This window comes from Streptomyces sp. NPDC043176 (assembly GCF_056436715.1).
On record NZ_JBWKCA010000006.1, the window covers coordinates 371,272 to 391,639 of the forward strand.

Annotated in this window: 24 protein-coding genes and 1 pseudogene; 11 read left to right on the top strand and 14 right to left on the bottom strand. The window is 73.7% G+C overall.

From position 1 onward, the window contains the following. Window positions 1-142: 142 nt before the first annotated feature. From AC067A_RS13060 to AC067A_RS13085, 6 genes are all read right to left on the bottom strand, one after another. Window positions 143-2,095: an FUSC family protein gene (locus AC067A_RS13060; RefSeq protein ID WP_478618580.1), complete on the bottom strand. Its 1,953-nt coding sequence runs from the start codon at window positions 2,093-2,095 to the stop codon at window positions 143-145. Window positions 2,096-2,169: 74 nt separating this feature from the next. Continuing rightward, on the bottom strand, window positions 2,170-2,406 hold the full coding sequence (locus AC067A_RS13065) for a DUF2630 family protein (protein ID WP_017240286.1): 237 nt from the start codon (window positions 2,404-2,406) through the stop codon (window positions 2,170-2,172). Window positions 2,407-2,424: 18 nt separating this feature from the next. Continuing rightward, window positions 2,425-3,483: an endonuclease/exonuclease/phosphatase family protein gene (locus AC067A_RS13070; protein ID WP_478618584.1), complete on the bottom strand. Its 1,059-nt coding sequence runs from the start codon at window positions 3,481-3,483 to the stop codon at window positions 2,425-2,427. Between the two features lie 5 nt (window positions 3,484-3,488). Next, window positions 3,489-3,929, bottom strand: coding sequence for a hypothetical protein (locus tag AC067A_RS13075; protein ID WP_478618586.1), 441 nt, complete (start codon window positions 3,927-3,929; stop codon window positions 3,489-3,491). 11 nt (window positions 3,930-3,940) lie between these two features. Next, complete coding sequence (locus AC067A_RS13080; protein WP_478618589.1) at window positions 3,941-4,375, bottom strand: DUF7144 family membrane protein; 435 nt, start codon at window positions 4,373-4,375, stop codon at window positions 3,941-3,943. Window positions 4,376-4,412: 37 nt separating this feature from the next. Beyond that, window positions 4,413-5,210, bottom strand: coding sequence for an alpha/beta fold hydrolase (locus tag AC067A_RS13085; RefSeq protein ID WP_478618591.1), 798 nt, complete (start codon window positions 5,208-5,210; stop codon window positions 4,413-4,415). 104 nt (window positions 5,211-5,314) lie between these two features. Between AC067A_RS13085 and AC067A_RS13090 the strand changes: the two genes are divergently transcribed. Beyond that, complete coding sequence (locus AC067A_RS13090; RefSeq protein ID WP_478618594.1) at window positions 5,315-6,646, top strand: aminotransferase-like domain-containing protein; 1,332 nt, start codon at window positions 5,315-5,317, stop codon at window positions 6,644-6,646. 64 nt (window positions 6,647-6,710) lie between these two features. Here AC067A_RS13090 and AC067A_RS13095 read toward each other — a convergent pair whose 3' ends face one another. Further along, entirely contained in the window at window positions 6,711-6,932 is a 222-nt protein-coding gene (locus AC067A_RS13095; protein WP_478618597.1) for a hypothetical protein, read from the bottom strand. A gap of 168 nt (window positions 6,933-7,100) precedes the next feature. Here AC067A_RS13095 and AC067A_RS13100 point away from each other — a divergent pair, with 168 nt between their 5' ends. The 5 genes from AC067A_RS13100 (at window position 7,101) to AC067A_RS13120 (ending at window position 10,578) form a co-directional block, all read left to right on the top strand. Then, a complete protein-coding gene (locus tag AC067A_RS13100) occupies window positions 7,101-7,574 on the top strand; it encodes an RrF2 family transcriptional regulator (RefSeq protein ID WP_478618800.1) in 474 nt (157 codons plus the stop codon). Window positions 7,575-7,675: 101 nt separating this feature from the next. Further along, window positions 7,676-8,119 (top strand): RidA family protein, encoded by a 444-nt coding sequence (locus tag AC067A_RS13105; RefSeq protein ID WP_478618600.1) that lies wholly within the window; start codon window positions 7,676-7,678, stop codon window positions 8,117-8,119. Between the two features lie 80 nt (window positions 8,120-8,199). Then, window positions 8,200-8,604: a hypothetical protein gene (locus AC067A_RS13110; protein WP_478618603.1), complete on the top strand. Its 405-nt coding sequence runs from the start codon at window positions 8,200-8,202 to the stop codon at window positions 8,602-8,604. Window positions 8,605-8,746: 142 nt separating this feature from the next. Beyond that, a complete protein-coding gene (locus AC067A_RS13115) occupies window positions 8,747-9,715 on the top strand; it encodes an ATP-binding cassette domain-containing protein (protein WP_478618605.1) in 969 nt (322 codons plus the stop codon). Beyond that, window positions 9,712-10,578: an ABC transporter permease gene (locus tag AC067A_RS13120; protein WP_478618608.1), complete on the top strand. Its 867-nt coding sequence runs from the start codon at window positions 9,712-9,714 to the stop codon at window positions 10,576-10,578. Before AC067A_RS13115 ends, AC067A_RS13120 begins: the two co-directional genes overlap by 4 nt. Window positions 10,579-10,597: 19 nt before the next feature. Here the strand turns inward: AC067A_RS13120 and AC067A_RS13125 are convergent, their stop codons facing one another. The 3 genes from AC067A_RS13125 to AC067A_RS13135 form a co-directional block, all read right to left on the bottom strand. Continuing rightward, window positions 10,598-10,969 (bottom strand): VOC family protein, encoded by a 372-nt coding sequence (locus tag AC067A_RS13125; RefSeq protein ID WP_478618611.1) that lies wholly within the window; start codon window positions 10,967-10,969, stop codon window positions 10,598-10,600. 138 nt (window positions 10,970-11,107) lie between these two features. Further along, entirely contained in the window at window positions 11,108-11,749 is a 642-nt protein-coding gene (locus AC067A_RS13130) for an FMN reductase (protein WP_478618614.1), read from the bottom strand. A gap of 4 nt (window positions 11,750-11,753) precedes the next feature. Beyond that, the gene (locus AC067A_RS13135) at window positions 11,754-12,836 is read right to left on the bottom strand and encodes an LLM class flavin-dependent oxidoreductase (protein ID WP_478618616.1); all 1,083 of its coding nucleotides are present in this window, start codon (window positions 12,834-12,836) and stop codon (window positions 11,754-11,756) included. Window positions 12,837-12,945: 109 nt separating this feature from the next. Between AC067A_RS13135 and AC067A_RS13140 the strand changes: the two genes are divergently transcribed. From AC067A_RS13140 to cobM, 3 genes are read left to right on the top strand one after another with little or no spacing between them, the layout of a single operon-like run. Beyond that, window positions 12,946-13,086, top strand: coding sequence for a DUF6126 family protein (locus tag AC067A_RS13140; RefSeq protein WP_478618619.1), 141 nt, complete (start codon window positions 12,946-12,948; stop codon window positions 13,084-13,086). A 43-nt stretch (window positions 13,087-13,129) separates the two neighbouring features. Continuing rightward, window positions 13,130-14,464 (top strand): precorrin-6y C5,15-methyltransferase (decarboxylating) subunit CbiE, encoded by a 1,335-nt coding sequence (cbiE, locus tag AC067A_RS13145; protein ID WP_478618621.1) that lies wholly within the window; start codon window positions 13,130-13,132, stop codon window positions 14,462-14,464. After that, window positions 14,461-15,210 (top strand): precorrin-4 C(11)-methyltransferase, encoded by a 750-nt coding sequence (gene cobM / locus AC067A_RS13150; RefSeq protein WP_478618624.1) that lies wholly within the window; start codon window positions 14,461-14,463, stop codon window positions 15,208-15,210. Before cbiE ends, cobM begins: the two co-directional genes overlap by 4 nt. Before the next feature lie 178 nt (window positions 15,211-15,388). Here cobM and AC067A_RS13155 read toward each other — a convergent pair whose 3' ends face one another. Next, the gene (locus tag AC067A_RS13155) at window positions 15,389-15,463 is read right to left on the bottom strand and encodes a 50S ribosomal protein bL37 (RefSeq protein WP_099895366.1); all 75 of its coding nucleotides are present in this window, start codon (window positions 15,461-15,463) and stop codon (window positions 15,389-15,391) included. A 95-nt stretch (window positions 15,464-15,558) separates the two neighbouring features. Here AC067A_RS13155 and AC067A_RS13160 point away from each other — a divergent pair, with 95 nt between their 5' ends. After that, entirely contained in the window at window positions 15,559-16,239 is a 681-nt protein-coding gene (locus AC067A_RS13160; RefSeq protein ID WP_478618627.1) for a hypothetical protein, read from the top strand. A 25-nt stretch (window positions 16,240-16,264) separates the two neighbouring features. On the opposite strand, the pseudogene AC067A_RS13165 reads toward AC067A_RS13160, so the two are convergent. Both AC067A_RS13165 and AC067A_RS13170 read right to left on the bottom strand, forming a co-directional pair. After that, window positions 16,265-16,561 (bottom strand): annotated as a pseudogene (locus tag AC067A_RS13165) (GNAT family N-acetyltransferase); the annotation flags it as partial. Window positions 16,562-16,565: 4 nt separating this feature from the next. Beyond that, window positions 16,566-17,684: a cobalt-precorrin-5B (C(1))-methyltransferase gene (locus tag AC067A_RS13170; protein WP_478618630.1), complete on the bottom strand. Its 1,119-nt coding sequence runs from the start codon at window positions 17,682-17,684 to the stop codon at window positions 16,566-16,568. Window positions 17,685-17,696: 12 nt separating this feature from the next. Here AC067A_RS13170 and AC067A_RS13175 point away from each other — a divergent pair, with 12 nt between their 5' ends. Beyond that, window positions 17,697-18,422 (top strand): cobalt-precorrin-6A reductase, encoded by a 726-nt coding sequence (locus AC067A_RS13175; protein ID WP_478618633.1) that lies wholly within the window; start codon window positions 17,697-17,699, stop codon window positions 18,420-18,422. Here the strand turns inward: AC067A_RS13175 and AC067A_RS13180 are convergent. Next, a complete protein-coding gene (locus tag AC067A_RS13180) occupies window positions 18,412-20,103 on the bottom strand; it encodes a PA14 domain-containing protein (protein ID WP_478618636.1) in 1,692 nt (563 codons plus the stop codon). The genes AC067A_RS13175 and AC067A_RS13180 overlap by 11 nt on opposite strands. Window positions 20,104-20,368 lie beyond the last annotated feature (265 nt).

Here is a 20,368-nt window from a genome sequence, read left to right on the forward strand (position 1 = left end):
GGCCGGTTGCCGGCGGCGGCGGGGGCGGATCACGGTGAATCGAGCGCATCGTAGTCGCCCGGGTGGCTTCCGGTAACGGCGGTGGGGAAGGTTCCGTTCCGTGACCGCCGGTAAGTCCACCGGTACGCCCCCTTGGGGAGGGTTACCGCAGGTCGGGACCGGCGATGGCGCGGGCGGCGCGCACCTCCTGGCGGAGCGGTCCGAGGACTCCGCTCTCGTCCCCGGGGAGTTCCGAACGGACCTCGACGAGGGTCTCGGAGGCCCGCAGCCCGTCCGCGAGCTCGCGCAGCTCGCGCTCCACCGCGGCGGCCTCCGCCGGATCGGGGGCGGGGGCGCCGTGGTCCACGCGGATGCGGGCCGCCGTCGTCGCGTCCACGATCCGTTCGACGGCCACCACGAGCGGCCACCAGGCGGCGGCCCGGGTGCCGGTGGGCGGCGGTTCGGTCAGGGCGCGCTGGAACTCGGAGCGCACGGTCGACAGGTCCCGGTAGAGCTTGCGCCGGGCGCGGTGGCGGTCGGCGCGTCCGGCCTCCTCGCCGAAGGCCTGCGCCACGTAGGCGGCGGTGTCGGCGACCGCGTCCGCGAGCCGGTCCCCGATGCGGGTGTGCCAGGACTCGGGCCACAGCAGGTAGCCGGCGACCAGGGCGATGCCGCAGCCGATGAGCGAGTCGTACAGCCGTGGCACGACCAGGTCGAAGCCCTGGTGGTTGAGCACGTCGGAGAGCAGCAGGATCACCGGGGTGATCGCCGCGGTCTGGAAGGCGTACCCCTTCGCGGAGAACGCCGGGATCAGGGCCGCCAGCACCACCATCACGGGCACGTCCCACCAGCCGCGGGGGACCTCGGCGAGGACGAGCGCGGCCAGGACGAGACCGGCGGCGGTGCCGGCCGCGCGCAGCACGGCCCGCGAGAACACCGACCCGAAGTCCGGCTTCATGACGAACGTGACGGTGAGCGCCACCCAGTACGAGCGGGGCACGGGAATCAGCGAGACGAACACCTGCGCGAGCCCGATGCACAGCGCGAGGCGCAGCCCGTACCGCCAGGACGCCTCCGACACCAGCACGGCGCGGGTCGCGCGGCGGGCCCTGACCCGGAGCGCGGCGGGCCGGCCGAGCCGGTCGTCGACGTTGAACGGGTCGGGATCCGTCCGGTGGACGACGGCCGCCGCGTGCCGCAGGGCGTGGTCCACCGCCCTCTCCGCCGGCCGCTCCGGTACCGGCAGGTCGAGCGCCGGGGCCCCCGTGCGGCCCTCCTCCACGGCGTCCGCCAGCTCCCGCACGGCCGCCGGGATCGCCGCGGGCAGCGGCCCGAGCAGCCGGGCCCGCAGATGCGCGGCGGGCGCGGCCTCCAGGAGCGGCACGAGCACGTTGAGCTGCGACGACAGCCGGACCAGGATCGGCGCCCGGCCGTGCTCCCGGGTCCGCCGGGCCAGCACCAGGTCGTACGCCTGGTTGAGCGAGGCCGTGACCTCCTGCCGCCGCTCGTCGTACGCGGACGTCCCCGTCGCCTCGTACAGCTCGGCCAGCGACCGGTACGTCGCGGCGACCGCCGACCGCTCCGGTGCGGCGCGCCGCAGGGGCCACCCCAGGAGCGACAGGACCAGCACGAACAGCCCGCCCAGCGTCAGCAGCAGCGGCGCCCTCCACCACGGCCCCGGCATGGGCAGGCCCGCGCCGACCACGCAGTTCAGCAGGAGCAGCAGCCCCGACACCGACGCCACCGCGCCGATCGACGAGATCATCCCCGAGACCAGCGCCACCAGCGTCAGTACGCCCACGGCGACCCAGCCGTGCCCGAACACCAGCGTCCCCAGCGTCACGCCCAGCGCACCGAACAGCTGCGGGACCGCGATGTTGAACACCCGCATCCGGTACGCGTCCGCCGTGTCCCCGATGACGCCCGACAGCGCGCCCATCGACACCAGCGCCCCGTACGCCGGCTCCCCCACCGCCAGCCCCACCGCGAGCGGCGCCGCCATCGCGACGGACGCGCGGGCGGCGGCGGCCCACGGGACCGGCGTCGGCGCCGGGCGCAGGCCGGCGGTCAGCCAGGCGGGCGGTGCGATCCGCCCCAGTCGATCACTCCGCACCATCCCCCCAACGTACTGTCCCCCTCTCGCGAGCCCGTGCGTCCGGGCCTTCGCTCCCCGCCGTGTGGGCACGGGGGTCAGTTGCGGTAGGACTCCACTTCCGAGGCGGGGCGGAGGGTGGCGGTGTCGGGGTCTTCGCCGAACTCGGATTTGGCGCGGCGCTGGCGGAGCAGGTCCCAGCACTGGTCGAGGCGCACCTCGAGCTCGGCGAGGCGGGCGCGTTCCTCGGGGAGGAGGCCGCCGGTGCGCTGCCGGAGGGCGCGTTCCTCTTCGACGAGGGCGCCGATGTCGTCAAGGATCTCCTCGTTGTCCATGCCTTCCAGCGTGGCGGATCAGCGCGGGCCGCGCAGGTCGAGATCGGCGAGGACGGCGCGGTGGTCGGAGCCGGCGACGTGGAGGAAGCGGACGTCGCGGACGCTGAACTCGTCGCTGACCAGGACGTGATCGATCTGGACGAACGGCGGGAGGGGGCCTTCCACCGGCCAGGTGGGGGTGCGGCTCGCGTCCGCGGAACGCGCGGCGTCGTGGAGGCGGCCGGCGTCGAGGATCGCGCGGAAGGCGGCGTGGTCCTGGGAGGCGTTGAAGTCGCCGGCGACGAGCGTCGGGCCGGTCCGTCGTGCGGCGGCGTCCGCGACCCGGCCGAGTTCGCGTTTCCACAGCGGCACCTGGTGGGCCAGCGGCGGCATGGGGTGGGCGAGCTGGAGGCGTACGGGTACGCCGGCGATCTCGGCGGTGGCGCCGGGCATTCCCATGGTGGCGGGGATCGTCGCGGGGGCGGCGAGCGGATAGGCGCTGAGGAGGACGGAACCGGCGGATCCGTCGGCCTCTACGGCGGCGTGGTGGGGGAGTTCGGTGGCGAAGGCCGTGGTCAGCGCCTGTCCGCAGCCGCGGTCGCATTCGGAGACGAACACGATCCGGGGGTGTTCCCGGCGGATGATCTCGGTGAGCGCGCCGGTGCCCTGGCCGAATTCGACGTTGGAGGCGATGACCTTGACCCGGGCGAGCGGCAGGCCGTGGGAGATGACGGTGCGCGGGGTGTGGGGGAGGGAGCTCCAGGCGGTGGCGCCGAGGACGACGACGGCGAGGAGGGTGAGGGCGCGGTGGCGTGCCGCGGCGGCGAGGAGCACGGCGAGCGCGGCGGGGACGGCGAGCCAGGGGAGGAGGGCGAGCAGTTGCGGGACGGGGGTGACCGCGTCGGTGTCGAGCAGCCGGCAGCCGGTGACCACGGCGGGTACGACGAGGAGCAGCCCGGCGGCCCAGGCGCCGAAGCGGTGCCTGGGCCGGAGGGGCGGCGGCGCGGGGGCCGCCGGTGCGGTGGTCACGTGCGCGGACGGCGGTGCGGGGTCCGGCGTGGGGTCGGGGGCGGGTACGGAGGCAAGGGCTCGGTCCACGAAGGTCAGTGTCGCAGGGCCTGGGCGATCTCGGCGGTGGTGTCGCCGGTGAGGGTCCGGTTGCTGCGGGCGGTGCCGGACTTGGGCTCTCCCGGTGCGACGCCGTCGATGCCGAGGACGACGGAGTCGAGGAGGTTGCCCTCGCCGTCGCGGAAGTTGACCATGACGGTGTAGTCGGCGGTCTTGTCCTTGGGGTTGGTCGCCGTGATCTCGGCGACCGTGCGGTCCCCGTCGACACGGGTCGGGCCGGCCTTGACGTCGCCGCCGGCGTTGACCCCGTCCTTGATCTCCTTCATCTTCTGCTCGGCGGCCGAGGCGACGGCGGCGGTGGCGGAGGAGATGACGTCGCCGGCGGTGTCCTTGGCGGCGTCGCAGCCGGTGAGGGCGAGGGTCGTGCCGGTGGCGAGGGCGAGCGCGAGACCCGTGGCGCGTCTCCTGAGGGTCATGGGCCGGCCCTTCAGTACTTCTCGTCGCGGCCGTACGCGTCGTCCGTGGCGAGGGCCCAGATCACGAAGATCGAGATGGCCATGGAGAAGAGCGCCCACCACGGCTGGTAGGGCAGGAAGAGGAACTGGAAGAGGACGTTGAGCGAGGCCAGGCAGATGCCGGCGACCCGGCCCCACTCGGCGCCCTTGAGGATGCCGAATCCGGCGACGGCGATGATGACGCCGAGGATGAGGTGGATCCAGCCCCAGGTGGTGAGGTCGAACTTGAAGACGTAGTCGCCGACGCGGGTGTAGACGTCGTCCTCGGCGATGCCGGCGATGCCCTGGAAGATGTCCATGAAGCCGGTGACCAGCATGAGGACGCCGGCGAAGAGGGTGCCTCCGGCGGCCCAGGAGCCGGAGGTGCTCGGCTGGGTGGGTTTGCGGGGTGCGCTGTTCTGGCTCATGGCCCCATCGTCGGAGCGTTTGTACGATCGCGAACTTTCAGCTGGGCCGAACGAGTGAGTGGAGGAACGCGGCGAGCGCCGCGTCGAACTCCTCGGCGCGTTCGAGGTTGGGCAGGTGCGCGGCCCGCTCGACGACGACGAGGGTGGAGTCGGGCAGGAGGGCGTGCATCTCCTCCGCGTCCGCGACGGGGGTGTAGGTGTCGTCCCGGCCGACCACGACCAGCGCGGGGACGGTCGCGGCGGCGAGGGTCTCGCGGTAGTCGGGGCGGTCGGCCCGGCCGCGCAGGGCGGCGGCCGCGGCGACCGGGTCGGTGGCGCGCATCATGCGGTGGACGTGGGGTGCGGCGTGGGTGTTGTACGGGGCGACCATCCGGTCCAGGACCTCGTCGGCGTACCCGTCCATGCCCTCCCGCAGCAGGCGGTCGGCCATGGCGTTGCGGGCCTTCCTGCCGTCCTCGGTCTCGGCGGCGGGGAAGGTGTCGGCGAGGACGAGGCCGCGGACGCGCTCGGGGTGGCGGCGGTAGAGCTCCATGGCGATCTGGCCGCCCATGGAGAGGCCGGCGAGGACGCAGTCCTCGATGCGCAGTGCGTCGAGGAGTTCGACGAGGTCCTCGGCGAACTCGCCGAGGCCGGTGGAGTGGGTCATGGCGCCGAGCGGGGTGTTGCCGTAGCCGCGCAGGTCGGGGGCGATCACCCGGTGGGTGCGGGAGAAGCGGTCGATCTGGGGCTGCCACATGGTGTGGTCGAAGGGGTGCCCGTGGACGAGGAGGAGGGCGGGGCCGGTGCCCCGGTCCTCGTAGAAGACGTGGGTGGCGTGGGTTTCGGCGGTGGGCATGTCCGAAGGCTAGGCAGTGCCGCCGGCTCGGTGCAATAAGATCTTTGCTCTCGGTGCAATGGTCGTGGTGCGGGGCCCCGCGGCCGGGGAGAGGGGGTCTCCGGATGGAGGAGTACCGGCGGATCGCGGACCGCGTCGAGACGGCCGTGCGCGAGGGCCGGCTGCGGCCGGGCGACCGGCTGCCGCCGCAGCGGGTGTTCGCCCGCCGCCACGGCATCGCGAACTCGACCGCGATCCGGGTGTACGGGGAACTCGCCCGCCGGGGCCTGGTCGTCGGGGAGGTCGGGCGGGGCACCTTCGTCCGGGCCGCGCCCCCGCTGCCCGGTCCCGCGCTCGCCGAGGCGACCGGTGCGGCACCCGTCGACCTCCAGCTCAACTACCCGGTCGCCGAAGGCCAGTCGGAGCTGATGGCCCGCGCGCTCGCCGCGCTCGCCCGGCCCGACGTCCTCGCCGAGGCCGTCTCGGGCCCGGCCGCCGCGACCGGCACCCCCGAGGCCAGGGACGCGGCGGCCGCCGTACTCGCCCGGCCCGGCTGGGCGCCCGACCCCGAGCGCGTCCTCTTCGCCGGGAACGGCCGGCAGGCGATCGCCGCCGCGCTCTCCGCGCTCGTCCCGCCCGGCGGCCGACTGGGCGTCGAGGCGCTCACGTATCCCCTGGTCAAGGCGGTCGCCGAGCGTCTCGGCATCCGTCTCGTGCCGCTCGCCCTGGACGCGGAGGGCGTACGGCCCGAGGCGCTCGCGGCCGCCCACCGGGCGGCACCGCTCGCCGCCGTCTACCTCCAGCCGACGCTGCACAACCCGCTGTCCGCGACCGCCGGCGAGGGACGTCGGTCCGAACTGGCCGAGCTGCTGCGGAACCTGGACCTGACGGCCGTCGAGGACACCACCTGGGCCTTCCTCGTGCCGGACGCGCCCGCGCCGCTCGCCGCCCACGCCCCCGAACGGGTCCTGCTCGTCGACAGCCTCTCCAAGCGGCTCGCCCCCGGCCTGACCGTCGGCTACCTCGTGGTCCCCGGCCGGCTGCGCGCGACCGTCGCCGACGCGCTGCGCTCCGGCGCCTGGACGGCGGGCGGCCTCGCCCTCGCGGCCGCCACCCGCTGGGCCGGGGACGGTACGGTCGCCGACGCGGTCGCCGCCAAGCGGGCCGAGACGGAGGCCCGGCACGCCCTGGTCCTGCGCCGTCTCGACGGCTTCGTCCTCCGTACCTCCCCGCACGCGTACTACTGCTGGTGGGAACTGCCCGCGCCCTGGCGGGCCGAGACCTTCACGGCCGCCGCCGCCGACCGTGCGGGCGTGGCGGTCACGCCGGGCAGCGCCTTCGCGGTCGGCCCGGGCACGGCACCCGGCGCCGTCCGCGTCGGACTCGCCTCCCCGCCCCGCCCCGTCCTCGACGCCGCACTGACGCGACTCGCGGACCTGGCGGCCGAGCACGGCTGAACGACCGGTCCCCCGGGGGCCGGTCGTTCAGCGGGTGTCTCGCCCGACGCGCGGGCGTACGAGGTCAGGCGGCGGTTCCGCGACGGCGGAACAGGGTCAGGGCGACACCGGCCGCGCCCGCTCCCGCCAGGGCCGCGCCGCCCGCGAAGGCGAGGGAGTGGTCGGCGGCGACCGGCTCCGGACCGGCGGCGACCGCGCCCTCGGGGACGACGGAGGTCTGGGCGGCGGCCCCGGTGCCGGTCCGGGTCGCGTGCTGCGCGGCGGGCGCGGAAGAGGAGAGCCGCATGCCGTCTGCTCGTTCGGGTGGGGCCGTTGGAGGTTCGGCGGGCTGCGTGAACAAAGTTACGGATCTTGTGCGACGGAGGCTTCGCCGTCGTGTCACGGGCGTGGGACGGGCGTCGCATCCCCTTCCTTGCCCTCCATATCCTGGATATGTAGAGTCCAGGTTATGAAGATGAGCGAGGGCGTGGAATGGGCCCTGCACAGCTGCCTGAACCTGGCCTGGATCGGGCCCGAACGCGCGGTCCCGGCCGCACGCCTCGCGGCGTACCACGAACTGCCCGCCGCCTACCTCAACAAGCAGCTCCAGGCGCTCGCCCGGGCCGGCATCGTCACCTCCATCTCCGGCCCCAAGGGCGGTTTCCGGCTGGCGCGCGGCCTGGACCGGATCACGCTCATGGACGTCGTCGCCGCGGTCGAAGGCCCCGACGAGGCCTTCCGGTGCACCGAGATCCGGCAGCAGGGCCCCGGTGCGGGACCGTCCGGTTCGTACGCCGCCGAGTGCGCCATCGCGGGCGCCATGGGCCGGGCCGAACTGGCCTGGCGGCGCGAGCTCGTGTCCCAGACCCTGGACGACGTACGGGAACGGGCCGAGCTCCAGGCGCCGGCGGCGCCCGAACGGATCCGGCAGTGGTTCGCACACGCCTGACGCGACCGGTGTGCTCGATTCCGGATACCGCATGTCCAGTTGGCGCACGCTTCCCAGGCCGCCCGTGAGGCGGCCGCCGTCCCCGGAAGGAACGATCACTCATGACCGACCAGACGACCACCGCCCCGACCGCCGCCCCGACCGATCACCGGGTCATCACCAACCCCACGACGCTCCACGACCCCACGCCCTTCGGATACGGCCACGCCGTCTCCGCACCGGGCGAACTCGTCTTCATCGGCGGGCAGTACGCCTCCGACTCGACGGGCGCGCCCGTCCCCGGTGACTTCGCCGCACAGGTCGACCTGTCGTTCGACCGCCTGGCGCGCGTGCTGGAGGGCGTCGGCCTCGGCTTCGAGCACGTCGTCCGCCTCGGCTCGTACGTCGTCGACCACGACCTCGCCAAGCTGGAGGTGCTCGGCAAGGCGCTGCACGCCCACTTCGGCGAGCGGCTCCCCGCCCAGACCCTCAGCGGGGTCGCGAGGCTCGCCCTGCCGGGGATGCTGTTCGAGGTCGACGCCGTCGCCGTACGGCCCGCCGGCTGATCCACTTGCGGCCCGTCGGGCGCGGGTGTGCCCTGGAGGATGCGGGAACCAGGGGGTCGACAGACGAAGGAGCTCCTGCCATGGCCGCACACGCAGCCGCGCCCGCCGGGCGCCGGATCAGCACCCACGGCTGGGGAGGCCCGGTCGCCGTCGGCGTCCTCTACGGCCTCTACGCGTCCACCATCGCCAGGCACGGCGGCCCGACCACCCTGGGACAGCTGTGGCTCGGCCTGATCTCCGCGATCGTCCTCGCGGTGGCGATCCGCACGCTCCACCGCCACGGCCGCGCCCTCCGCCGTGAACCGCGCGCCGCCGCGTGGGGCGCCCTGTCCGGCATCGCGGTCGGCTTCCTCTTCAGCCTCTCCGACGCCAGCATCCTGTCCTCCAGCGGCCTCGGACTCGCCTTCGGCGCGGTCAACACGGCCGGTGCCTATTACATGTTCTACACGCACGAGGACGCGCAGGGCCGCCCGGCGCCGTACTGACCGTACCGGCCCCCCTTCCCGCTCCCGGGGCGCCGGCCGGACCCACGGGCCCGACCGGCGCCCCGCGGCGCCCCCCGCCCGGCCTGGCGGGACCGCGCGGCCCGACGGAGACTGGGAGGAGCGGCCTCCGGGAGGAGACGGGATGACCGACCTCGCCATCGAGACCGAGGGCCTGGTCAAGGTCTTCGGCACGACCCGCGCCGTCGACGGAGTCGACCTGCGCGTCCCGGCCGGAACCGTCTACGGGGTCCTCGGACCCAACGGCGCCGGCAAGACCACCGCGGTGAAGATGCTCGCGACCCTGCTCCGCCCCGACGAGGGCCGGGCCAGCGTCTTCGGCAAGGACGTCGTCGAGGACGCCGACGCCGTGCGCGGCCGCGTCAGCCTCACCGGGCAGTACGCCTCCGTCGACGAGGACCTGACCGGCACCGAGAACCTCGTCCTCCTCGGCCGGCTCCTCGGCCACACCCGCCCCGCCGCCCGCGAGCGCTCCGCGCAGCTGCTCACCGCCTTCGGCCTGGAGGAGGCCGCCGACCGGCAGGTCAAGAACTACTCGGGCGGCATGCGGCGGCGCATCGACATCGCCGCGTCCATCCTCAACACCCCCGACCTGCTCTTCCTCGACGAGCCCACGACCGGACTCGACCCGCGCAGCCGCAACCAGGTCTGGGACATCGTCCGCGCGGTGGTCGCCCAGGGCACCACCGTCATGCTCACCACCCAGTACCTGGACGAGGCGGACCGGCTGGCCTCCCGCATCGCCGTCATCGACCACGGGAAGGTGATCGCCGAGGGCACCAAGGGCGAGCTGAAGGCATCCGTCGGCTCCGGCTCGGTGCACGTGCGGCTCCGGGACCCCGGGCAGCGCCCGGATGCCGAGCGGGTCCTCGGGGAGGCCCTCCGGGCCGGCGTCCAGCTCGACCCCGACCCGGTCGCGCTCACCGCCGCCGTCGACGGCCACGGCACCGACCTCGGCGCCGCCGAGCAGGCCGCGCGGGCGCTCGCGGAGCTGGCACGGGCCGGCATCACCGTCGACGACTTCGCGCTCGGACAGCCCAGCCTCGACGAGGTGTTCCTGGCCCTGACGGACAGGAAGGAAACGACGGCATGACCACCGTCACCACCGGCAAGGACAAACGGGCCGCCGACACCGCGGACTTCGTCGCCCCCCGGGCCGACGAGCTCGCCGCCCTGCTCGTCGGACACTCCCGCCCGCCGCGCCCGAGCGCCCTCTCCGCCTCGATGACCTTCGGCTGGCGGGCCATGCTCAAGATCAAGCACGTGCCGGAGCAGCTGTTCGACGTGACGGCTTTCCCGATCATGATGGTGCTGATGTACACGTACCTCTTCGGGGGCGCGCTGGCCGGTTCGGTCTCCTCGTACGTCCAGTTCCTGCTGCCCGGCATCCTCGTGATGAGCGTCGTGATGATCACGATGTACACCGGGATCTCCGTCAACACCGACATCGAGAAGGGCGTGTTCGACCGCTTCCGCACGCTGCCGATCTGGCGGCCCGCGCCGATGGTCGGCTATCTCCTCGGCGACGTCGTGCGCTATCTGATCGCCTCGGCCGTGATGCTGACGGTCGGCATGCTCATCGGCTACCGCCCGGACGGCGGTGTTGTCGGCGTGGCGCTCGGGGTCGTGCTGCTGCTGGTGTTCTCGTTCGCGTTCTCGTGGATCTGGACCATGTTCGGCCTGCTGCTGCGCAGCGAGAAGTCCGTCATGGGCGTCTCGATGATGGTGATCTTCCCGCTGACGTTCCTGTCCAACGTCTTCGTCGACCCGGGCACGATGCCGGGCTGGCTCCAGGCGTTCGTGAACAACAGCCCGGTGACCCATCTGGCCACGTCGGTGCGGGAGCTGATGGCGGGCGGGTGGCCGGGCGCCGACATCGCCTGGACGCTGGGCTGGTCGGTGCTGTTCACGGTCGTCTTCGGCGCGGTGACGATGCGGCTCTACAACCGCAGGTAGGGCGCGGGCCGTCCGGGTCTCAGGTGCTGCGCGGGGTGGTCTGCTGGACCGCCCAGCGGTTGCCGTCCGGGTCGGCGAAGTAGACGAACGAGCCCCACGGCAGGTCGTCGATGGCGCCGACCTCGACGCCCCGGGCGGTGAGGTCGGCGTGGGCCTCCTCGATGTCCGCGACGACGACCTGCATGTTGTCGAGGGAGCCCGGCGCCATCTCCGTGATGCCCTTGCCGAAGGCGATCGAGCAGGCCGAGCCCGGCGGGGTCATCTGCACGAAGCGGATGTCCTCGCTCACCGGGATGTCGTGGTCGGTGTGGAACCCGACCCGCTCGTAGAACGCCTTGGCCCGGTCGATGTCGGTGACGGGCACGCCGATCAGTTCCAGCTTGATGTCCATGAGGGCATCATGCGTCCGGCGGCGGAGGGGCGCACGGCGTGCGGCGGCCGGACGCGGTGTCCGGCCGCCGGACGCGGTGTCCGGCCGCCGGACGGGCGGACTCGTCCGCGCCGGCGGCCTCGCCCCGCACGACGGGGGTCAGTCCAGGCGCAGATCGGCCAGCCGGCGCTCGAAGGGGACGATCTCGTCCTCGTCGACCGTCCTGGACGGCCGCGCCGCGACCGCCTCGGCCAGTTCGCGGCCGGCCCGGGTGATCCGGGACGGCAGGCCGTCGCCCCCGTACCGCTGGGAGGAGGTCTCGTCGCCGCCCGAACCCCAGTCCTCCGAGGCCGCGTACACGGCGGTCGGGACGGTCGGGGCACGCAGGTAGGCGAAGAGCGGCCGCAGGGCGTGGTCCAGGACCAGGGAGTGGCGGGCGGTGCCGCCGGTCGCCCCGATGAGGACGGGGGTGCCGGTCAGCGCCGCCGGGTCGATCAGGTCGAAGAAGGACTTGAACAGACCGCTGTACGAGGCCGTGAAGACCGGGGTCACCGCGATGACGCCGTCGGCGCCGGTCACCGTGTCGATGGCTTCCCGCAGCTTCTCGGAAGGGAAACCGGTGACGAGGTTCTTCGCGATGTCGACGGCGAGGTCGCGCAGTTCGACCACCTGGACGTCGACGGCGTACTCCTGCTCGGCGAGCCGGTGGCGGGCGGCCTGGAGCAGCCGGTCGGCCAGCAGCCGGGTGGAGGAGGGCGCGCTGAGTCCGGCGGACACGGCGACCAGCTTCGACGTCTGCATGGCGTCAGACCTCCTCGGTGGTGCGGGTGACGGCGGGGTGGAGCGGGGCGGTCTCGGGGACTCCGGCCGGGCGCAGGTTCGCGAACTCCTTGCGCAGCACCGGGACGACCTCCTCGCCGAGGATGTCGAGCTGCTCCAGGACGGTCTTGAGGGGCAGTCCGGCGTGGTCGACCAGGAACAGCTGGCGCTGGTAGTCGCCCACGTAGTCGCGGAAGGAGAGGGTGCGCTCGATGACCTCCTGCGGGGAGCCGACGGTCAGCGGGGTCTCCCGGGAGAACTCCTCCAGGCTCGGGCCGTGGCCGTAGACCGGCGCGTTGTCGAAGTACGGGCGGAACTCCCGTATCGCGTCCTGCGAGTTCTTCCGCAGGAAGACCTGTCCGCCGAGGCCGACGATGGCCTGCTCGGCGGTGCCGTGGCCGTAGTGGGCGTACCGCTGCCGGTAGAGGCGGACCATCTTCTCGGTGTGCTGCTTGGGCCAGAAGATGTGGTTCGCGAAGAACCCGTCGCCGTAGTACGCGGCCTGCTCGGCGATCTCGGGGGAGCGGATGGAGCCGTGCCAGACGAACGGCGGGACGCCGTCGAGGGGGCGCGGGGTGGAGGTGAAGCCCTGGAGGGCGCTGCGGAACCTGCCCTCCCAGTCGACCACGTCCTCCCTCCACAGCTTGTGGAGGAGCGCGTAGTTCTCGATGGCGAGCGGGATGCCCTGGCGGATGTCCTGGCCGAACCACGGGTAGACCGGGCCGGTGTTGCCGCGGCCCATCATCAGGTCCACGCGGCCGTCGGCGAGGTGCTGGAGGGTCGCGTAGTCCTCGGCGATCTTCACCGGGTCGTTGGTGGTGATCAGGGTCGTGGAGGTGGACAGGATCAGGTTCTCGGTCCGGGCGGCGATGTGCCCGAGCAGGGTGGTGGGGGAGGACGGGACGAACGGCGGGTTGTGGTGCTCGCCGGTCGCGAAGACGTCGAGTCCGACCTCCTCGGCCTTGAGCGCGATCGCGACGGTGTTCTTGATGCGCTCGTGCTCGGTGGGGGTGCGGCCGGTGGTGGGGTCGGTCGTCACGTCGCCGACGGTGAAGATCCCGAACTGCATCGTGCTCACCTCTCGCGGTGCGGTGCCTCACGGCTTGTTGGTTGAATCTTAAACCATCACGTCCAACGGCGCGACCCCCCGGCTTGTTCCCGGCCGTACCCTGGACGGCATGACGGAGGAGACGTACGACAACGAGCGCTGGAAGGAGCGGGGCGTGATGCTCCGCGTCTTCGTGTACGTCTTCGCCACCCACGCCTTCGCGGGCTTCGTCTGGCTCCTCTTCCACGTGGGGCAGAACGCACAGAAGTGACCGTGCGGCAAGCCCCGCCGACGCCTCACGTAAAGTCCCCGACGTGAACGCTGCGATATCGGTGGTGTCGGTCGTCGGGATCGGCGCGGACGGCTGGGACGGGCTCCCCGAGAACTCCCGCCGGATCCTGCGCGACGCCGAGGTCCTCATCGGAGGCCCCCGCCAGCTCGACCTCCTCGACCCCGCCGCGTGCGGCGGCGAGCGGATCGCCTGGCCCACCCCGCTCCGCCCCGCCGTCCCCGGCCTGCTCGCCGCCCACGAGGGCCGCGCGATCGCCGTCCTCGCCAGCGGCGACCCGTCGTTCTACGGCATCGCCCGCACCCTCGCGGAGACCGTCGGCGCCGACCGCCTGCGCGTCCACCCCCACCCGTCCTCCGTCTCGTACGCCTGCGCCCGCCTCGGCTGGGCCCTGGAGGCCGTCGAGACCGTGTCGCTCGTGGCCAGGCCGCTCGGCGCCCTCGCCGCCGTCCTCCACCCCGGACGCCGGGTCCTCGTCCTCGGCGAAGGCCCCGGGACCCCCGCCGACGTCGCCGCGTACCTCCGCGCCACCGGCTGGGGCGGCACCCGCGTCCGGGTCCTCGAACAGCTCGGCGGCCCCCGAGAGCGGACCCTCGACGCCACCGCCGCCGACTGGCCGCACGAGCGGACCGACGCCCTCCACGTCCTCGCCCTGGACTGCGTACGCGACCCGGGCGCGCTGCGGCTCGGCGCGACGCCCGGCCTCCCGGACGAGGCGTACGAACACGACGGCCAGCTCACCAAGCGGTACGTGCGGGCCGCCACGCTCGCCGCCCTCGCACCCGCCCCCGGCGAACTCCTCTGGGACATCGGCGGCGGCTCCGGCTCCATCGGCATCGAGTGGATGCGCACCCACCGCTCCTGCCGGGCCGTCGCCGTCGAGAAGTCCCCCGAGCGCGCCGCCCGCATCACCCGCAACGCCGACGCGCTCGGCGTGCCCGCCCTGCGGATCGTCACGGGCCCCGCCCCCGCCGCCCTCGCCGGGCTGCCCGCCCCCGACGCCGTCTTCATCGGCGGCGGCCTTACCGCCCCCGGCCTCCTCGACGCCTGCTGGGACGCGCTCCCGGCCGGCGGGCGGCTCGTCGCCAACACCGTGACCCTCGAATCCGAGGCACTGCTCGCCGACCGCTACCGCCGCCACGGCGGCGAACTCGTCCGGCTCGCCGTCTCCACCGCCGTCCCCGTCGGCGGCTTCACCGGCTGGCGCCAGGCGATGCCCGTCACACAGTGGTCCGTGACCAAGGGCGCGACCGAGAACGCCGGGACCGAGGCCGCCGCGACCGAGGGCTCCGTTTCCGTGACCGCCGCCGCCGCGGCCGCCGCGACCAAGGGTTCCGACACCAGGGAAGAGGAAGCATGACCGTCTACTTCATCGGAGCGGGCCCCGGCGCGGCCGATCTCATCACCGTGCGCGGTGCGCGGACCCTGGCGAAGTGCGGCGTCTGCCTCTACGCCGGCTCGCTCGTCCCCACCGAGCTGCTCGCCGAGTGCCCCCCGGACGCCACCCTGATCGACACGGCCCGGCTCGACCTGGACCGGATCGTCGCCGAGATCGCCCGCGCCCACGAGGCCGGCCACGACGTGGCCCGGCTGCACTCCGGTGACCCGTCCGTGTTCAGCGCGGTCGCCGAGCAGATGCGCCGCCTCGACGCGCTCGACATCCCCTACGAGGTCGTGCCCGGCGTCCCGGCGTTCGCGGCGGCCGCCGCCGCGCTCAAGCGGGAACTGACCGTGCCGACCGTCGGCCAGACCGTCATCCTCACCCGCATCGCCCAGCAGGCCACCCCGATGCCCGAGGGCGAGGACCTCGCCACCCTGGGCCGCAGCGGCGCGCTGCTCGTCCTCCACCTGGGCGCCCGCTACGTCGACCGCATCGTCTCCGAGCTGGTCCCCCACTACGGCGTCGACTGCCCCGCCGCCGTCGTCGCCATGGCCAGCCGCCCCGACGAGCTCGTCCTGCGCGGCACCCTGGAGGACATCGCCGACCAGGTGAAGGCCTCCGGCATCACCAAGACCGCCGTCATCCTCGTCGGCCGCACCCTCGCCGCCTCCGAGTTCCGCGACAGCCACCTGTACGACCCGGCCCGCGACCGCCACACCTGCTGACACCGCCGCGACCGCCCCACCCGCCGGCCCCTCGCCCGGGCCACGCCCGCGGACGCCCCGCGTCGGCCACACCCGCTGACACCCCCCGGCGGGCGCCCCGCCCGACGGCACCGCGACGGCCCCGCACACGACGACGGCCGGACCCCCACACGGGTCCGGCCTCCGTCATCGCCACGACTCAGGCATTGGGCCGCTTGCCGTGGTTCGCCTTCTTCTTCTTGCGGGCCCGCTTCTTGTTGCCGCGCTTCGCCATGATGACTCCTCCCTTTCCGTAGGGTTTCCTGCGCTGCCGAGCCTAGGTTCGGGACCCGGTGCCCGCACGTCGGTACGAGGGTCTTGAATGGGTCCGTGACCGTCTACGACGTCGCCCGGGCGCTGCCGGGCATCGAGGAACTGCGCGACCACAGCCGAGGGCTCGCCATGCTGGAGGCCGTGCTCTGCCCGGAGTGGGAGAGCCGGTACTACTCCTTCGACGCGCACTGGTCGGAGACCGAGCAGCTGGCGTCCATGAAGGACGGATCGGGCGACGAGTACACGATCGTCCTCTCCCCCGCCGGGGCGTTCGCCCGCGTCTTCGCCCACGAGTCGCCGATGAGCCCATTCGGGCCCCTCGCGGACGGGCTGACCTGGCCCGGCGTCGTCGACGGGGTCCCGGAGGCCTTCCGCGAGTACCTGACGGAGCCCGCGTTCACCGACGAGGACGGGGTCCACGTGACCACCGCCTGCCTCTGGCGCGAGCCCGCCGACACCGCCTGGCACACCGGCCCGGTCGAGTTCACCGGCCTGGAGGACCACAAGGACCCGGACGGCTCCGGCCTCCTCCTCCACCTGCTCGTGGACCGCTCGGCCGAGGCCTACGCCACCTGGGCGTCCGACTACTACGAGACCCGGGTCGACCCGGAGGCCGTGCGCCACGTCCTGGCGCTGCGCCCGCTGACGGCCGAGGTCGTGGCGTCCCTCAACCCGGGCGTCGACCTCGCCGCCCTCGCGGACGACATCGCGGAGATCGGCTACCCGGTCGCGGACTGACCGGTCACGGACGACCGCACCGCCCTCACGGCGCCGGAGTGGCCCGCCACTCCGGCGCCGGCACCGACATCACCGTCGCGTCCACCCGCTCGCCCTCCCAGAGCAGCGCCCCGCGCAGGACCCCCTCGGCCGTGAAGCCGGCCTTCTCGTACGCCCGCCGGGCGCGGGGGTTGAACGCGTACACCTCAAGGGAGATCCGGTAGAGGCCGAGGGACCCGAAGCCGTAGCCGACGACCAGCCGGGTCGCCTCCGTCCCGAGGCCCCGCCCCGTCGCATCCGGCACGAACACGATCCGGAACGAACAGCTCTCGTTGTCGGCGTCCCCCTCACGGCCCCGCCACCGAGGAGCGGCCCACGACGGTTCCCGCGCGGTCGATGCAGACGACGTCGACGGCGACGGGGGCCCCGCGGAGGACGGCGAGGGCCTCGTCGCGGGCGCGGGCGGCCACGAGGTCGCCGAGGGGGACGCCGGCGGCCTCGCAGAGGCGGAGGGCCGCGAGGCCCGTGTTGGCGGTCGTGATGTCGGCCGCCAGGGCCTCGGACGCGCCGCCGGTGCGGGCGAGGCCGGCCAGGAACGGCTTGTCGACCTGGGACCGGGCGGAATGGAGGTCGAGGTGGCCGGCGGCCAGCTTGGAGAGCTTGGCGAAGCCGCCGCAGAGGGTGAGCCGGTCGACGGGATGGCGGCGGATGTACTTCAGGACGGCGCCCGCGAAGTCGCCCATGTCGAGGAGGGCGATCTCCGGCAGGTCGTAGAGCGTCGTCACGGTGCGCTCGGAGGTCGAGCCGGTGCAGCCGGCGACGTGCGTGAGGCCGCCGGCGCGGGCCACGTCCACGCCGCGGCGGATGGAGTCGATCCAGGCCGAGCAGGAGTACGGGACGACGACGCCGGTCGTGCCGAGGATCGACAGGCCGCCGAGGATGCCGATCCGGGGGTTCCAGGTGGAGCGGGCGATCTCGGCGCCGTTGTCGACGGAGACGGTGATCTCGACGTCGCCGGCCGCCCCGTGCCGGGCCGCGACCTCGGCGACGTGCTCGCGCATCAGCTGCCGGGGCACGGGATTGATCGCGGGTTCGCCGACCTCCAGGGGCAGGCCCGGCAGGGTGACGGTGCCGACGCCTTCGCCGGCCCGGAAGACCACGCCGGAGCCCGGCGGCAGCAGCCGTACCGTCGAGCGGATCACCGCCCCGTGGGTGACGTCCGGGTCGTCGCCGGCGTCCTTCACGACGGCGGCCATGGCGGAACCGGCCGTCAGGGACTCGGCGGCGAGCGCGAACGCCGGCGTCTGCCCCTTCGGCAGCGTGATCGTCACCGGGTCGGGGAAGTCCCCGGTCAGCAGGGCCGTGTACGCGGCGGTCGTCGCCGCCGTCGCACAGGCACCGGTCGTCCATCCCGGGCGGAGACCGGTGTGCTTGAGTTGGGCCTCACGCCCGCCGCCTGACGTCACGAAGGAACTCCTGTGCACGTACTCATTCTCGGCGGGACCACCGAGGCCCGCGCCCTGGCCGGGCTGCTGCACGGCCGCGTCCGGGTCACCAGCTCCCTCGCGGGGCGGGTGGCGAGCCCCCGGCTGCCGGTCGGCGAGGTCCGGATCGGCGGCTTCGGCGGGGTCGGCGGGCTCGTCGGCTGGATGCGGGAGCACGCCGTGGACGCGGTCATCGACGCCACCCATCCCTTCGCCGAGCGCATCAGCTTCAACGCGGCCGAGGCGGCCGCCACCGCCCATGTTCCCCTGCTCGCCCTCCGCCGCCCCGGCTGGGTCCCCGGGGACGGCGACGACTGGCGTTCGGTGGCCTCCCTCGACGAGGCGGCCCGGGCCCTGGACGGACTAGGCGACCGCGTCTTCCTGACCACCGGCCGCCTGGGCCTCGCGGCCTTCGCGGCCTGCCCCCAGTGGTTCCTGGTCCGCTCGGTCGACGCCCCCGACGCGCCGACGCCCGCCCGCACCGAGATCCTCCTCGACCGCGGCCCCTTCACCCTCGACGGCGAGCGGCGACTGATACGCCACCACCGCGTCGACGTCCTCGTCACGAAGGACAGCGGCGGCGCCGCGACCGCCCCCAAGCTGACGGCCGCCCGAGAGACGGGCATCCCGGTCGTGGTGGTCCGCCGCCCCCCGGTCCCCGACGGCGTCCCGACGGCGGCGACCCCGGAGGAGGCCGCCGCCTGGGTCGCTACTCGGTGACGGGCGTGCCGAGTTCGGTGACCTCGAACCAGTTCAGGCCCGGGTCGTCGACGCGGAGGGTGTTCTCCCAGTCGTCGACGGCGATCACGCCGTACATGACGGTCTCGCCGTCCGCGGGGCTGGTGTGGAGGAACGAGGTGGTGTCCTCGCCGAGGTACTGGAGGCGGTGGGCGAGCCAGATGTAGCCGCCGTCGCCGTCGTCGTACCGCTCGGCCTTGAAGACCTCGTACCGCTTGAGGTCGGGCTCCGTGCTCGCGTCCCACTCGACCAGCACGCCGTCCTCGCGCGCGGTCGCCCTGACGCCGGTGACGGGCGCCGGGGCGATCAGGTCGCCGTCGGTGGTGATCGAGGCCTCGGCGGAGAGCGGCGACTCGTTGCCGGCCGCGTCCACCGCCGAGACGGTGTACCGGTACGTCGTGCCGTGCCAGACGGCCTGCATGTCCTTGAACGCGGTGAAGGAGGACGTGTCGAGCAGGCTGCCGTTGCGGTAGACGCGGTAGGAGACCACGTCGGTGTCCGCCGGAGCGGTCCAGCGCAGCATGTGCTGCCGCACCGCGTTCGAGACGTCCTCCACCGTCAGGCCCGTCGGCGCCGCGGGCGCGTAGTCGCCGTGGGAGACGGAGACGGAGGTCCGCGGGGAGACGTTCCCGGCGGCGTCGACGGCGGAGACCCCGTACGTGTAGCCGGTCCGCTCGGCGACGCCGGTGTCCCGCCACGTCGTGCCGGTGACGCCGGTCGCGACCTGGGTGGCGGGGTCGGTGGTGCCGGTGCGCTGCCGGTGCACGGCGTACTTCACCGCGCCCGCGACCGGCTGCCACGCCAGGTCGACGCCGGTGACGGCGTCGGTCGCGGTGACGCCGGCCGGGGCGGCGGTCGGGGTCCTGTCGACCGACGCGACGGTCAGGTCGGTGCCGCCCCAGGACTCGTTTCCGGCCCGGTCGACGGCGCGGAGTTCGTACAGGTACGACTGGCCGGTCGGGGGCGGGTAGTTGACGTAGGAGGTGCCGGTGATCAGGGCGGTGGAGCTGCTGATCCTGGCCCAGGCGGTGGTGGGGAGGCGCCGGTAGAGGCGGTAGCCGGCGAGGTCCATCTCCTTGTTGGGCGCCCACTTCACGGTGGTCTTGTTCAGCGTGGGGTCGTAGGCGACGGACGCGCCGGTCGGCGGGAGGGGGCGGACCTTGTCGACGGTCGCCGAAGTGAGGGGCGCGTAGGTGAACTTGACGTTGGCGGCGCCGGTCCAGGTCGCGTAGTCGACGCGGATGGTGTGGCGGCCGGACGGGATCGTCAGGGAGACGGTCTTCTTCTGGGTGAGGGAGACGTTCTTCCAGAGGTCGATCCTGCGGACGCCGTCGAGGTGGACGCGGATGCCGTCCTGCGCCTCGGCTGCGAACTGGAACGGGCCGCCGGAGCCGAAGTCGCGGGTCACGGACCAGCGGACGGAGAAGTTGTCCGCGGGGAGGGTGACGCCGGCCGGGTCGCCCCAGCCGTAGTTCTCGGCGATGGCGCTGTCGCAGGCGGTCAGCTTCGGGGTGCCGGTGAGGGTGGTGTTGGCGAAGTACTGCGCCGTCCACACGGGGGAGGCGCAGATGACGGCCGCGGAGGCCGGGGCGGCGGTGAGCAGACCGCCGGATGCGGCGAGCGCGGCCGTCGTGGCCAGGGCGCTCAGCCGGGTACGAGTCATCACAGAGAGAGGGGCCCTTTCCGGACCTACGGGACACAGGTGATGGGGGGAGAACGGGCGGTGCGGGTGGGGCCGGACCACCGCCGGGATGGGACTCTACCTGCCGGTTTCCCGGCGCGACAGGGGGTTGTGGCGGGGGTCGTCGCCGGTGCGGGGGTGGGTTCGGGCGGGGGCATCGCAGGCGCGGGGCGGGTTACGGCGGGCGTTCGTCTCCGGCGCGACAGCGGCGGGGGGCGGGCGTTCAATGGAGAGGTGGGTACCGTCC